We start from the raw sequence: 13,340 nt of genomic DNA on the forward strand, positions 1-13,340 counted from the left end.
CTAGACGGTGGGCAAGAGCGCCATGGGCGAACCGATGCGCTCCAGGGCGAGCGCGATCGACGCCGACCGCGCATCAGCCACAGGCTTGCTCATGCGTGGAGCCGGCTCGGATCGACGGACTGACTCAGTAACCCGCACTTGCGAGGTGTAGAGCGCCGGAATGAAGGGCGAGCCAATAGCCATAGCCCTCAATCGAAGCGACCGTACCCGCGGGGTGTGCGAGCAAGGCGCGCGAGACAAGCTCACTGGTTTCCATCAAGCGAGTGAACGCTTGTGCCTCGTCTGCGTGCTCGCTGTATCGGCGTTGTGCTTTGTGCAGCTTGTAGCCGCGTTCGTCGGCGACTTTGGAGAGTGGAGGGCGGGGGAGGTTTGATGACATCGAAAGTTCCTGTTGTGCTTTCAAGCTACAAGAGGAACCCTCGAAGTCAAGGCGACCGCGGTCGATAAAGCCTGGCGTGTGCGCGCCGTTCGTTGCCATCTTCGGCCGCTCGTACGATCGCATCGAGGAATGAGGAATGCGCCACGCGAATCGAAGGTGCGAAAGGCCGCACGGGAGCCTTCATTTGCGCTAAGTCATCGAGAATCGAGGGCCAAGGAAACAGCTCCTATGCCCTTGACACACGCGCACCACGCATCAAGCACCCACGATCTCCACGTCGACTTCGCTGACAGCCTCCCGGCGAGTGGGCAACGAGTCAACGAACATCCCGCTGAAGAACGTTGCCAGCCCCAGGATCAGGTGGCCCGACAGGCGATGCATCGACATGCCCTGCGCGATGTCCTCACGCGAACCGCCGTGATCGAGGCCATCCTGCAGAGTGAGTTCAAGGGCAAAGGGCGCGGCATCCACAGCAAAGTGGCGTCCAGCGCCCATCCCATACCGCCGGAGCTTGCCGCGCGATTGCGCTACATCGGAGCCGTGCGCAACAAGGCGGCGTACGAGCCGACGTTCGCGATTCCAGACCGAGCCAACTTCATTGTCATGTGCGACGAGGCAGCATCGGAATTGGTGCTTCTGTCGGGGCGCTATCGCAACCGCGTCGAAGTGGGATGTGGGCTACGACGCAGCCTTTTCAAGCTGGTAGCCGCGATATGGAGTGACGCTCGATTGAGCCGACGAAACGCCCTTGCTCGGTAAACGGCGATCGTGTTTGTTTCAAGCCGTTCGCTTCGCAAGGATCGCCTGAATGCGGGCTTCATGATCGAGGCGGCGCAGCATGATCGTCTCTAGCCGCTTGTTGACCTCGCCAATAGCCTTGGTGGCCTCATCCTTCGAGATGGACTTGCCCTCAATAGAGTAGATCGCAAACTGTCCGTCACGAAGCAAAGCGCCTCTGCCGCCCACACGCTCCGCCGCCAAGTGATGCTGAAGGACTGCCTTATCGTGGTCAGAGATCTGCTGTACCAAGAACTGAAGATAGTCTCTGTGAATGCTTGCCTCAGCCAGCGACGCATTGACCAGGCTGGTAAGCGCCGCAAGATCCGCGGAGTCGTTGGCGTGGCGGGCTTGCTCGTCAAGTGCCTGTCTGGTCGCGGCCAACTCCTTTCGCTGCATGCGAATCGAGAGCGCGAGCAGGTACAGAGCGGCCGAGGCAACCACCGGGTTCAACAGCCCGCCGAAGTAGTCGCCCAACTGCCCCCATTTGTCCGACATCCACTGGAATGGAACGCTACGCCCTTGCCAGCGAAGTAACGCGTGCCTCCCAAGGTGACCACCGTCCCATCGGCGGCCTGCGAACCCTCGCGAATCTGGAAGCCATCGTTTGACAGCACGGGCGCAAGGGCAGGGAAGACACCGGTACGGATCACGACCTGGCCGCCGACTTGGGCGCGCCCCGCGCTGTATTTGACGTTGGCATAGCCGACGTCAACCGCACAAGACGAGACGACGGTGGGATTCATATCACGATGCATTTGGACTCTCCGAAGTTGACATACACGACAGGTGCACGCGGCGATTGTCCGTAGCGGAGCGCGATTTGTCGCGCGATCTGGCCCACCACTGCCTCAGTGGGCCAAAGTGGGCCAGTGGTGGCCCAATCTGGCCCAGCACGACGACTGCGATGGTGGTCGATGAAGATGAAATGGGCCAAAGTGGGCCAGTGGTGGCCCAATCTGGCCCAGCACGACGACTGCGATGGTGGTCGATGAAGATGAAATGGGCCAAAGTGGGCCGCGGGTGGCCCACTGTGGCCCAGCGCGACGACTGCGATGGTGTGCTACGGGGTTTGCTCACTCTGGGCGGGGGAGGGCGCCGCCGAGGGTGTGAGCGCTGCTCGTGGACCAGACCTGCCCTGCGGCTGGGCCATCGACAAACCATGTCTCATCAAAATGCCGCAAACCGCACCGGCTTGTCCACGTTGCTTGGCAAGCGCCGGTTACCTGGGATGCGTCCAGACGGAGTGAGGACAGAACGCAGCGTGGACGCGGCCTGCCGGGCACCGTTAAAGGCATTATCAGCAGGATGAACGAAGTCTTGAACCTGTGGATATCTGCGTTTGCGGCCTGCGATGTTCACAGGTGGACCAGATCGCTAGCGCACATCCAAGTACGTGGGTAGAGTGCGCACCACTGCATCCAAGTGATGTATCGGAAGCCAAGCGCTTTCAGAGAACCGCTCCCATGCTGGAGCAACTGCCTCGCCTCCCAAGTTGAGAGTCGCAGTGCAAGGACCAAGAAGGTCCAGAACCGGGTCAGCAGACCCAGCAGCCTTGTCCCCAGATGCGGACAGGAAGTGGCGGCCCCGCATGGGGTTCAGCCCGCTAGTAATCCATCAGGTCCAAGACTGGACCCGCCATCACGTGCTGTTCTCTACAGAAGCATCTGAGCCGGCGCCCTTCGGGGAATCAAGCAATCGCTTCACGTTCCGACGCACGCATCCACCGAGAGTGGCAAGTCAAACCGCCTGGCACAGCCGGGAGCCCATGGGGCCTACAAAGGGGGAGACGGGAAAACATGCGTGCGGAGCGGGTCAGTCGCCACGTCCGGCTGACAAGTGAAGAAACGGATTCCGCAAATAGCGGGTCGAGGCTGGCCACCGGAAACGGCCCTGGCTTTTGAAGTCAGTTACCCCCCCTGAGCTGCCTCACAGGCTCAGGGTGCCCCTTGCAAGAGGGTTGCCCCACGGAGTCGCTACCCGTGCCGGCAGGATGGATTACTAACGTACTCAGCGACACCAAGACGAGTGATGAATGCCCGCCAGGGGGTGCAAGACCTGGAAGCTGTTCTGTAGAGGTACGAACCGATGTGGTGCGCGTTGTTCTTTTGCGTTTGCGAGGTCGGGCCAGTGGTTGTCGATCGGTGTCAATGACTTGCACATCGCGGCTCATGCCCGCAGTGAGGGATTGGTGCTGGTCACGAACAACACCTCGGAGTTCGATCGGGTGCCTGCCCTGGAGCTTGAGAACTGGGTAGGCAACGGTCCGTGAGGCCTTGTGGCCGCACGTGAAGACCGCGGGCTATGCAGGGAGTCCTTGATGACTATCCCCATGTGAAAGAGGTGAACTCGGTGCCCTTGACGATGTGGGGTTCTCCGGTACGTTGGTCACAAGACCACTCACGTACCTCCCCATGCTCAAAGAGTTCATCTACGCGATCGAATACCAGGCGTCATTGCGCGCGGCCCAGCTGACCGCCATTCTTCAGTTCTTCTGGCTGCTGAAGATGCTGGTTTCCATCGTCTTCGAAGGAGGCCCTCGGCTCGATCATCGCGCGGTCAACGCCGAGTTCCTGATGCCGATGCTCATCGCGGTCATCGGCACCATTGCCCTGTTCTGGCGTGTGCTGGGTCGTTGGGTGCTGGGCAGTTGGAGCAACAACGAGTCGTTCTGGATGGAGCGCAGCGCCTTCAGGCATGCCCTCTGGGGCGCGGGCGTGATGGCAACCCTCTGGTTTGTTTACGAACGCTTCGACGCGAACATGATGTACCTGACTGGGTATGTGCTGTACCTCTCGATGCTCACCATGCTCGTGCGTGCCGGGCCGCTGACCAATGGCGTATATCGCCAAGCCCGAACTCGTGCCTGTGCAGGGGCGCAGCGGCGTGAGGACGGTCTACCGAGCGTGGCCAGAGCGGTCATGCCGAAAATCAGCTTTAAGGACATTCATGGCAACGCTGACATCAAGGCTCGGCTGAAGGAGGCCGCGCAAGCAGTGATTGAAAAGCGGGGAGGGGTGCGAACCGAGCGAAACGGCATCCTGTTGTCCGGCAAACCTGGCAACGGCAAAACCATGTTCGTGGAAGCGCTTGCTGGCGAGCTCAAGCTGCCCCTGCTGCAACTGACCTACGGCGATGTGGCGAGCCCCTGGGTGGGCGAGAAGACTGCCCGCATTAACGCGGCCTTCGCCCAGGCGCGCCGTCAACAGCCATGCGTGCTTTTCATCGACGAGGTGGACAGCTTCCTGAGTTCGCGCGATGGTGAGGCTGGCAACGGCGTCAAGGAAGACCGCGACGTGGTCAACGCGCTGCTCACCCTGATGGTGGACATTCGCAAGGAGCGGGTCATCCTGGTGGCCGCCACCAACCACATGGATCGCCTTGATGCGGCCGGCGTCCGAGAAGGCCGGTTCGACTTCAAGGTGGAGATCACGCCGCCCGATGCCGAGGCGCGGATCGGTCTGCTCAAGCTCGGCCTCAAAACCCACCTGCCGAAAACCAGCGTGGATCCGGTGGTGATCGAATCGGTTGCCCGCCGTTGGAACGGCTATTCGGCCAAGCGCATCCTGGCCGTCACCGAGGAGCTCGGGCCTTACCTGCGGCGCGCAAGTCGCGTGACACCTGTCTACGAAGACTTCATGGGCGCACTCCGCGCGCTGCAAGGTCGCAAGGGCGTATCGCTGGAGAACGTCAAGGCACTTGACGAGCTGGTACTGTCGCCAGTCACCCGTGAATCGCTCGGGCTCATCGCCGGGAGAATGGCCGATCCGCAGCACACCGAGGCACACGGCGGCACCCTGCCAACCGGTGTGCTCTTCTATGGTCCGCCAGGAACCGGCAAGACGGCCACGGCCAAAGCCCTGGCCAAATCGATCGACTGGGCGTTCCTCACGGCCACGGGAGCAGACCTCGCGCGCACTCCCGCGGAGCTGCAGAAACTCCACGACCAGGCGAACGAACTGCGCCCCTGTGTCATCTTCGTGGACGAGGCCGACGAGTTGCTCAGGAGCCGTGACCTTTCGCCCCACACCGAGGGGACCAACAAGCTGCTCACGCTCATGGACGGGGTAGGGGACCGCGTGAAGGACGTCGTGTGGATCGCCGCGACGAACAACCCTGAGCAGATCGACCCGGCGCTGCTGCGTGGTGGACGGTTCACGGAGAAGGTGCCGTTTGACCGACCGAGCGCGAAGAGCCTGAGCCTCTACCTGGAAACCTGGTTCGCGAGCCGCAAGGTCCGCCTCGCAGGCGGCCTCACGGTCGCGGCGGTGGCCCAAACGCTGAAGGGCGAGAGCATCGCGAACGCGGAGGCGGTTGCGCAGGGAGCGCTCAACCGAGCGATTTCGCGGCGCAGCACACCGGTGGTGGTCACTTCAGCCGACATCGAGCAAGCTTTAGTGACGGTGCTTTGATTCACATGCCAACAGGAGGTCCGCTGACTTCACGATGGGCGCACTGGTGACTCCGCTGATACTACGCACCTCGGACGGGGGATTCAATCTGCCAGAAGGGGTAGTCGCCACGCGAGATCCCTGCGCTGGGGCAGTGCTGACGGCGAGAGGGGTGGTGGAGACGAGGAGGATCTCCACCAAACGTTTGCAAGTCCTTGTTCCCCAGGTAGTTTTCGGGGCAGATGTGCGGGAAAGGGCGCGTTTTGGACCACCTGATTGGGCCACTCGATAAGTCTATCCGGTGCGTCGACGGTTGGCCAAAGAGTGAGATGCGTCCTGTCGGGGGAACGGCGCCTTGAGGATGCGGAGCACGCCCTCAACAAGACGCTCGAAGTCGACCTCCGCAGTGGCGCTCAGGGGCTTGGCGTTCACGAACGTAGCCCATTTGCGGCGAAGACATCAGGTCGTCGCATGTCGCCGATGGGTCATAGCCGTCGGCAGGGGCAGGAGGGCCAAACTTCCCGGGGGTAGTCTGGAACGGCAATTGGGACCTCGGCAGTTCAGGTTTGTACGGTCGCGGTGGCACCGTCAATCCCGGACACGATCCGCTCGAACGCACGTTCCGCAGCTGGCGCATAGTTCACCATCGCCAGAAACCCATGTACAACGCCATCGCAACGCACGACGTCCGTGGTGACACTGGCTTCACGCAGTCGTTCGCCATAGGCCTCTCCCTCGTCACGCAGGGGGTCGAGCGCCGCGCTAAGTACCAGAGCGGGGGGGGACGCCGATAGGTCCGGCGCACGCAGCGGCGAAGCCAGCGGATCGTCCCGCAGTTTCACGTCCGGCTGGTACTGATCCCAGAACCAGGCCATGTCGCGACGGGTCAGCAGGTACCCCTCGGCAAAGTCTTCGTAGCTTTCTGTGTCGAACCGGTGGTCTGTGACCGGGTAGGCCAGCACCTGATAGTCAACGGGTCGCGCAGACGGCAGTTCGTTATGCAGGCGGGCCGCCACGGTAGCCAAGTTTGCACCCGCGCTGTCGCCCATGGCGATGAGCACAGGAATCGGTGCCCCGATACGGGCGACGGCAGCATCGCTGGCAGCCCACTCGATGGCGGCACGGGCGTCGTCCAGCGGCAGCGGGAAAGGGTGCTCTGGCGCCAGCCGGTAGTCGACCGAGACCACGGCGCAGCCTGTGCGCTGAGCCAGGTAGGCGGTGAAGGGGTGGTATGAATCGACGCTGCCGATGACCCAGCCACCGCCGTGGAAGTACACGATCAGGCCCTTCGGCTCCTTGTCGGGGACGTAGAGACGCATTCTCAACGCATGACCCCAGGAGGAATCGACGTTGAAGTCCTCCACTCTCCCGATCTCCGGCGCAGGGCCGAACAGCAGTGCCATCAGCGTGGGCCCGCTGCGTGCCTGCTGTGGCGTGCTCTGCCAGAACGGTGTGCGCTTGGCTTCCTTGATCTGTTGCAGCAGTGTGGCGATCTCGGCGTCCATCAGTAAGGGTTTCCTCGAGTCGTTGGATATCAGAGCCCTGCGCGGCGCTCTGCCACGCTGGCCAGGCGCTGCGGCGGCGCGCCAAAGGCCAGCCAGCCGCCATCCACGGGCAAAGTGGCGCCGGTAACGAAGCTTGCGGCCGGCGATGCCAGGAAGGCGATGGCCTCGGCGATCTCCTCCGGTCGTGCGAAGCGGCCCATGGGTGTCCTGGCCTCGATGTCGCTGGCGTTCAAGGCGCCTTTGTCGATGAGCGCGCGCACCAGGTCGGTCATCACGTAGCCGGGTGCCACCGCATTGACGCGGATACCATCGAGTGCCCATTCGCTTGCCATGGCCTCGGTGAGTGTGGATACGCCGGCCTTGGCGGCGCCGTAGGCGTTGCGCCCGGGGTGTCCGCCCCAGCCCGCGATGGAGCTGAGGTTGACGATGCAGCCCGATTGCTGCGCCACGAACAGGCGTGCGGCCTCGCGACTCATCAGGAAGCAGCCGCGCAGATGGACTGAGACGATGCGGTCGAACGCTTCGACCGTCTGCTCCAGCGTCATCATGGGTTGCTCGCCGATGCCCGCGTTGTTCACCAGAACGTCGAGGTGGCCGAAGCGATCGTGAACTGCTTCCAGGGTGCGTACCACCTGTGCCTCATCGCTCACGTCGCAAGCCAGGCCCAGGTGATTCGGCCCTAGTTCGCCCGCACGCGCCTGTGCGACGTCGCCACGCAGATCGGCGAGGACCACGTGATCGACATCCCGCGCCAGGCGTTGTGCGGTGGCCAGGCCGATGCCGTCGGCCGCTCCGGTGATCAGGGCCACGCTGGCCCGATCACGCTTGCCCTGCGTACCCACTTCAGGCCTTGGGGCGATGCCGCTGGATCAGAGATCTGGCCTCGGCCAGCAGCTTGTTGCCGTCGAAGCCCTTGGCGCTGACCTCCTTCACCCAGTCAGCGGTCACGGGCTCGGTGAGCTTGATGAACTCCTCGGTTTCGGCTTTGCCAACCACATGAACGGTGTTGCCACGGTCGACCACGGCTTTGCGGACCACCGGGTCTGCCATGGCGATCACGCGACCGTACATGGCCGATACGTCGGCCCCCGAGTTGTTGTCGATCACTTTTTTCAGATCGGGTGGCAGACCTTCGTAGCGTGCCCGGTTCATGGTGAGAAACTGAATGCTGTTGTTGAAGCCCGGCATGCCTGCGGGAAACTCGGTGTGGAACCTGGTGAGTTCGTCGAGCTTGGCCGCGGGCACCGTGTCCCAGGGGATGATGGCACCGTCGATCACACCCTTGGAGAGTGCGTCGGGGATGGCGGGCAGCGGCATGCCCACCGGGACCGCACCCACGTTGGCCAGGAACTGGGTGGCGCGCCGCGACGGCCCACGAACCTTCAGGCCCTTGAGTTCGGCGGCTGACCTGATGACCTTGTTCTTCATGTGCAGGATGTTCAGGCCATGCATGTGGCATGCCAGCAGCTTGACGTCGCGGAACTCATCGGCGGCGTTGGCCGCCACGTACTCCCACGCGGCGCGCGATGCGCCCTCGCCGTCGTAGGTGAAGAAGGGCAGTTCGAATACCTCGGTGCGCGGGAAACGGCCCGGCGTGTAGCCGGCCAGCGACCAGATCACGTCAACGACGCCATCGCGGGACTGGTCATACAGTTGCGCGGGCGAGCCACCCATCTGCATGGAGGCGTAGCCCTCGAACTGGATGCGGCCCCCCGAGTCCTTCTCGATCTTCTGCATCCAGGGCGTGATCACCTTGCTGTAGACGTTGGAGGTGGCCGGCACGAAGGTGTGCAGGCGCAGCTTGACGGGGTTCTGCGCCGAGACCGGCAGCACGATGGCGGGCGCGGCCAGCGCCGCGGCGGATTTGAGAAGGGTTCTGCGGTCCATGGTCTGTCTCCTAGAAATGAGTGGTGGTGCCCTTGCTGCGTGGCCTCAGGCGATGTCGAATCCCTGGTAGTTGTTGGCGGCGACTTCTTCGATGATCCGGCGGTACAGCGGTACGCCCGACACGAAGGCCATGAACACGCGCGGCTTGCCGGCAATGTTGGCCCCCATGTACCAGCTGTTCGCCTGGGGATAGAGCGTCTTGCCCGCTTCGTCCGCACAGCGCTGCACCCAGGCGTCTTCTGCCTCCTGCCTGGCGGCCACCCGTCTGGCTTCGCGCGCTTGTGCGGTGTGGATGAGCTTCATGATCCAGTCCACATGTGTCTCGATCGAATGCACCATGTTGCTCAGCACCGAGGGGCTTCCGGGTCCGGCGACCACGAACAGATTGGGGAAGCCAGCGATGCCGATGCCCAGGTAGGAGGTGGGCCCGTGTTCCCACTTGTCGCGCAGCAGCACGCCGCCTTCACCGCGCAGGTCGATCGATTTGAGCGCGCCGGTCATGGCATCGAACCCGGTGGCAAAGACGAGGGCATCGAATTCGATCTCGCCGCTGGTCAATCTCACGCCCTTGGGTGTGGCTTCGACCAGCGGGTTGGCGGCGATGTCAACGATGTCCACGTGCGGCAGATTGAAGGACTCGTAGTAGTTCGTGTCCACGCAAAGGCGTTTGGTGCCGAACGGCAGGTCGTCTTTGGGGCACAGGATCTCGGCCTTTCTCGGGTCTTTCACCACCTCTCTGATCTTTCGCCGTGCGAACTCGGCCACGAGACGGTTGGTTGACAGCCTGGACATCTGGTCGGCAAAGGCGCGCAGCATGCGGAAACCGCCGCCTGCGCCACGCCACCGGTACTCCAGTTCGGCCATCTGCTCCTCGGGCGTCATTTCGGCCGCGGTCTTGGTGTTGGCGTTGAGGAACTGCCCGGTGATCGCTTCGCGGCCCATGGCCCTTCGCTCGGAATAGCGCGCCTTCGCGGCTTTCAGCGCCTCGGGTGTGAACGGCACGTTGTGCGCGGGCACGCTGAAGTTAGCGGTGCGCTGCAAAACGGTCAGTTGCCTGGCCTGGGCTGCAATCTCCGGTGTCATCTGAACGCCACTTGAGCCGGTGCCGATCATCACCACCCGCTGGCCGGTGAAGTCCACGCCTTCGGTGGGCCAGCGCGCGCTGTGGTACCAGGGTCCTTTGAATTCGTCTAGGCCTTTGAGCGAGGGCTTCTGCGGAACCGACAGTCCGCCTGTGGCCATGACCAGCCAGGTAGCTTCATGGTGCCGACCGTCGGCGGTTCGCACATGCCACAGGGAGTGGTCCTCGTCGTAGTGAGCAGCCGTCACGCGTGCGTTGAGCTCAATGCCGTCGCGCAGCTCGAATCGATCCACCACATGATTCATGTAGCGCAGGATCTCGGCCTGCGATGCATAGCGCTCGCTCCATTCCCATTCCTCTTCAAGCTCGCGGCTGAACGAGTAGGAATAGTCCAGGCTTTCCACGTCGCAGCGCGCACCGGGGTAGCGGTTCCAGAACCAGGTGCCGCCGATGCCTTCCCCGGCTTCCAGCACCTTTACGCTCATGCCCGCTTCGCGGGCCTTGTACAGCTGATAGATGCCCGCGAAGCCGGCACCCACCACCAACATATCCAGTTTCATGCTTGTCTCTCTCGTCAATAGGTTGTCATGTCAACCTGAGCTAAGTGTCGACTCATTAGGTTGACGCGTCAACATGATGTAGGCAAAATCCGACGGATGGACAGACAGGACCTCAAAGAGCGGCGGGTGTTGGTGACAGGTGGGGCAGGCGGCATAGGCTTGGCCTGCGCGCGCCACTTTCTGGGGCGGGGCGCGCACGTGACGCTTGTGGATGTGGACGCCAGCCGGCTCGCGGCGGTGCATGGGCAACTCGGCGGTGCGGGCGTGGCAACTGTGGTGTCTTCGCTGGCCGATTCGCGGGAGTGCGCGCGGGCAGTGGCGGCCGCGGGAGGGCCGCTGCACGCGCTGGTGCATATGGCGGGAGTGTTCGAGCACGATCCACTGGAGGTCGGGGACCGCTCGGTCTGGGATCGCGCCATTGCCAGCAACCTTAGCAACGCCTACGAGATGGTGCTGGCCTTTCGCAGCGCGCGGGATGTCCGTGGGCCTTCGCGCGTGGTGATGTGCAGCTCGCGTGCCTTCCAGCGCGGCACCTCCAACCGCGCGGCGTACGCAGCAGCCAAGGGGGGCATCGTGGGGCTAGTGCGGGCGTTCTCGCGCGACCTCGCGCCGCAGACCCTGGTCAACGCGGTCTCGCCCGGGCTCATCCGCACACCCATGACGGATGCACTCGTCGTTTCCATGGGCGAGCAACGCCTGGCCGAGATCCCCCTGGGGCGATATGGGGAGCCTGAGGATGTGGCGGGCGTGGTGGGCTTTCTCTGCAGCGACGCGGCAAACTATGTCACCGGCCAGGTGATCACCGTCGACGGTGGCGTGATCAACGGATGAGTGGCCGCCATTCAGACCCGACTCTCGCCATGCAACTCGATCTCGACCGATACGTACCCGGCCTGCTGCTCTGGCTGTCGAACAAGGTGTCCAGCAGCGCGTCGGCGCTTTACCATGACAGGTTCGGCATCAGTGTCACGGAATGGCGTGTCCTGGCGTACTTCAAGATCTACCCCTGGTCCACGGCGTCCAAGGCCTGTGAGCTCATGGGGCTGGACAAGGCGGCGGTGAGCCGCAGCGTCGCTCAGCTCGTCGCCAATGGATTTCTCGAATCCCGGCCGCAGGGCCTGCGCAAGATCGAGTACCGGGTGACCGCGGAAGGCAACAGGCTGCACAACGCCGTGTACCGCTTCGCGATGGCCCGCGAGCAAGCCCTTCTCAAGGGCATCAGCGATGCCGAGCGCGTGCTGCTGATCGATCTGCTGCAGCGCATGCTTGGCAACCTCGAGGAAGTGCAACAGGTCGGGCGTGGTTCGCGCTGATTCCTCAATTGACTGACGGGTCCGACCTCGCGAGGATGCACAGAACATGTTCCACCAAGGGGCCGAAGTCGATCGAGGCCGGCCTGACCGATGGCGAGGCATGTGCAAAGGCGGCCCAATCCCTGGCCGTTCGCCGGATGCGTTCCAGGTCGCGCGGCGCACAACGCCGCATGGCAGCAACGCAGTAGCTTTGGTGCGCGGGGGGGACCGGGTGGCTCAGGGCTTCGAGCATGAAGTAGTAGCGCAGTGCGACCTTGTAGTGGTTTCTGGCGCGCTTTTGCTCCAGCAGTTCCAGCAAGGTCCTGTGTGCAGGCCCTATTGACATGGCTGCGCGCGAGAGAGTTGCCAGCCATCGAGTACCTCGTCTGCCGGCCAGCGTGCTGCGGTAGGCCCTTGCGAGATGGTGCCGGGTGTGACGGAGAAACGCGGTGCTGGTGCGGTGTGCTCGACGCCGTCCACCTGGATGAAGCCGCGACGCGCGACGATGTGCGGGTGTCGGGCCGCTTCGGGCGGTGTCAGCACCGGGGCGAAACACACATCAGTGCCCTCGAGCCGCGCGCACCAGTGCGCCAACGGCTGGCGGCGCAGGGCATTGCCGATGGCCGCGTGCAGCGCCGGCCAGTGCGAAGGGTCGTTCTGCAGGCTTGCCAGGGATTCGGGCAGTTCAAGCTCGCGGCACAGCGCCTGGAAGAACCTGGGCTCGATCGGGCCGATCGACACGTATCTTCCGTCTGCCGTCTCGTAGGTTGTGTAGTAGGGGGCACCGCCGTCGAGCATGTTGCTGCCTCGTTGATCGCGGAACCGGCCTTGCATGCGGTGGGTCATGTTGTTGCTCAGCAGAGAGAGAACACCGTCGCAGATGGCCGCGTCCACCACTTGGCCTTGCCCCGTGGTGCGCGCGTGCAGCAACCCGGCAAGCAACCCCATCACGAGGTAGAGGCTGCCACCGCCATAGTCGCCCACCAGGTTGAGCGGCGGCACAGGCGCGCCGTTGGACGGACCGATCAACGACAGTGCCCCGGCGAGTGCGATGTAGTTGATGTCGTGACCCGCCGCCTGGGCCAGTGGGCCGTACTGGCCCCAGCCGGTCATGCGCCCGTAGACCAGACCTGGATTGCATGCATGAACGGTCGTCGGACCGAGGCCGAGGCGTTCCATGACGCCGGGTCGAAAGCCTTCCACCAGCAGCTCTGCGTGCCGGGCGAGCTCGAGTGCCCTGGCGACGTCTTCGGGCGATTTCAAGTCGAGCGCAACGGTTCGACGGCCACGGTTGACGATGTCCCGTGCGTCTATCGGTGGTGCGTCCGGGCGGTCGATGCGGACCACGTCGGCACCCATGTCGGCGAGCAGCATGCAGGCAAACGGGGCCGGGCCAAGGCCGGCGAATTCGACAACACGCACGCCGTGCAGCGGGCCACCACGGGGGGATGTTGGTTTGTTCATGGGT

Annotated in this window: 14 protein-coding genes; 4 read left to right on the plus strand and 10 right to left on the minus strand. The window is 63.4% G+C overall.

Going from position 1 to position 13,340, the window contains the following annotated elements; all coding sequences use genetic code 11:
- Positions 1–124: 124 nt before the first annotated feature.
- Positions 125–478, minus strand: a complete 354-nt coding sequence (locus tag M3149_RS06845; RefSeq protein ID WP_251708590.1) for a hypothetical protein — start codon at positions 476–478, stop codon at positions 125–127.
- Between the two features lie 156 nt (positions 479–634).
- The gene (locus M3149_RS23015) at positions 635–766 is read right to left on the minus strand and encodes a hypothetical protein (RefSeq protein WP_285886639.1); all 132 of its coding nucleotides are present in this window, start codon (positions 764–766) and stop codon (positions 635–637) included.
- A 30-nt stretch (positions 767–796) separates the two neighbouring features.
- Between M3149_RS23015 and M3149_RS06850 the strand changes: the two genes are divergently transcribed.
- The gene (locus M3149_RS06850) at positions 797–1,138 is read left to right on the plus strand and encodes a hypothetical protein (protein ID WP_251708591.1); all 342 of its coding nucleotides are present in this window, start codon (positions 797–799) and stop codon (positions 1,136–1,138) included.
- A gap of 18 nt (positions 1,139–1,156) precedes the next feature.
- On the opposite strand, the gene M3149_RS06855 is transcribed toward M3149_RS06850, so the two are convergent.
- Together M3149_RS06855 and M3149_RS06860 are read right to left on the minus strand one after the other, a co-directional pair.
- Complete coding sequence (locus M3149_RS06855; RefSeq protein WP_251708592.1) at positions 1,157–1,633, minus strand: hypothetical protein; 477 nt, start codon at positions 1,631–1,633, stop codon at positions 1,157–1,159.
- Positions 1,606–1,902, minus strand: coding sequence for a hypothetical protein (locus M3149_RS06860; RefSeq protein WP_251708593.1), 297 nt, complete (start codon positions 1,900–1,902; stop codon positions 1,606–1,608). The genes M3149_RS06855 and M3149_RS06860 overlap by 28 nt, the downstream gene beginning before the upstream one ends.
- A gap of 1,668 nt (positions 1,903–3,570) precedes the next feature.
- Here M3149_RS06860 and M3149_RS06870 point away from each other — a divergent pair.
- On the plus strand, positions 3,571–5,568 hold the full coding sequence (locus tag M3149_RS06870; protein ID WP_251708594.1) for an AAA family ATPase: 1,998 nt from the start codon (positions 3,571–3,573) through the stop codon (positions 5,566–5,568).
- A 539-nt stretch (positions 5,569–6,107) separates the two neighbouring features.
- On the opposite strand, the gene M3149_RS06875 is transcribed toward M3149_RS06870, so the two are convergent.
- Genes M3149_RS06875 through M3149_RS06890 form a run of 4 tightly spaced genes read right to left on the minus strand, consistent with a single transcriptional unit; the run spans position 6,108 to position 10,580 of the window.
- A complete protein-coding gene (locus M3149_RS06875; protein WP_251708595.1) occupies positions 6,108–7,052 on the minus strand; it encodes an alpha/beta hydrolase in 945 nt (314 codons plus the stop codon).
- A gap of 29 nt (positions 7,053–7,081) precedes the next feature.
- Positions 7,082–7,861: an SDR family NAD(P)-dependent oxidoreductase gene (locus M3149_RS06880; protein WP_251708596.1), complete on the minus strand. Its 780-nt coding sequence runs from the start codon at positions 7,859–7,861 to the stop codon at positions 7,082–7,084.
- Positions 7,862–7,895: 34 nt separating this feature from the next.
- Positions 7,896–8,939 carry a TRAP transporter substrate-binding protein gene (locus M3149_RS06885; protein ID WP_251708597.1) on the minus strand — a complete coding sequence of 348 codons (1,044 nt, stop codon included), beginning with the start codon at positions 8,937–8,939 and terminating at the stop codon, positions 7,896–7,898.
- 45 nt (positions 8,940–8,984) lie between these two features.
- Positions 8,985–10,580: a flavin-containing monooxygenase gene (locus tag M3149_RS06890; protein ID WP_285886640.1), complete on the minus strand. Its 1,596-nt coding sequence runs from the start codon at positions 10,578–10,580 to the stop codon at positions 8,985–8,987.
- 96 nt (positions 10,581–10,676) lie between these two features.
- Here M3149_RS06890 and M3149_RS06895 point away from each other — a divergent pair, with 96 nt between their 5' ends.
- Both M3149_RS06895 and M3149_RS06900 read left to right on the plus strand, forming a co-directional pair.
- On the plus strand, positions 10,677–11,411 hold the full coding sequence (locus tag M3149_RS06895) for an SDR family NAD(P)-dependent oxidoreductase (RefSeq protein ID WP_251708599.1): 735 nt from the start codon (positions 10,677–10,679) through the stop codon (positions 11,409–11,411).
- Positions 11,412–11,440: 29 nt separating this feature from the next.
- Positions 11,441–11,893 carry a MarR family winged helix-turn-helix transcriptional regulator gene (locus M3149_RS06900; RefSeq protein ID WP_251708600.1) on the plus strand — a complete coding sequence of 151 codons (453 nt, stop codon included), beginning with the start codon at positions 11,441–11,443 and terminating at the stop codon, positions 11,891–11,893.
- A gap of 4 nt (positions 11,894–11,897) precedes the next feature.
- Here M3149_RS06900 and M3149_RS06905 read toward each other — a convergent pair whose 3' ends face one another.
- The gene (locus M3149_RS06905; RefSeq protein WP_251708601.1) at positions 11,898–12,191 is read right to left on the minus strand and encodes a hypothetical protein; all 294 of its coding nucleotides are present in this window, start codon (positions 12,189–12,191) and stop codon (positions 11,898–11,900) included.
- A 17-nt stretch (positions 12,192–12,208) separates the two neighbouring features.
- Positions 12,209–13,336: a CaiB/BaiF CoA transferase family protein gene (locus M3149_RS06910; protein ID WP_251708602.1), complete on the minus strand. Its 1,128-nt coding sequence runs from the start codon at positions 13,334–13,336 to the stop codon at positions 12,209–12,211.
- Positions 13,337–13,340 lie beyond the last annotated feature (4 nt).

Origin of the sequence: Hydrogenophaga intermedia, assembly GCF_023715105.1 — a bacterium.
Lineage (GTDB): Bacteria > Pseudomonadota > Gammaproteobacteria > Burkholderiales > Burkholderiaceae_C > Hydrogenophaga > Hydrogenophaga intermedia_A.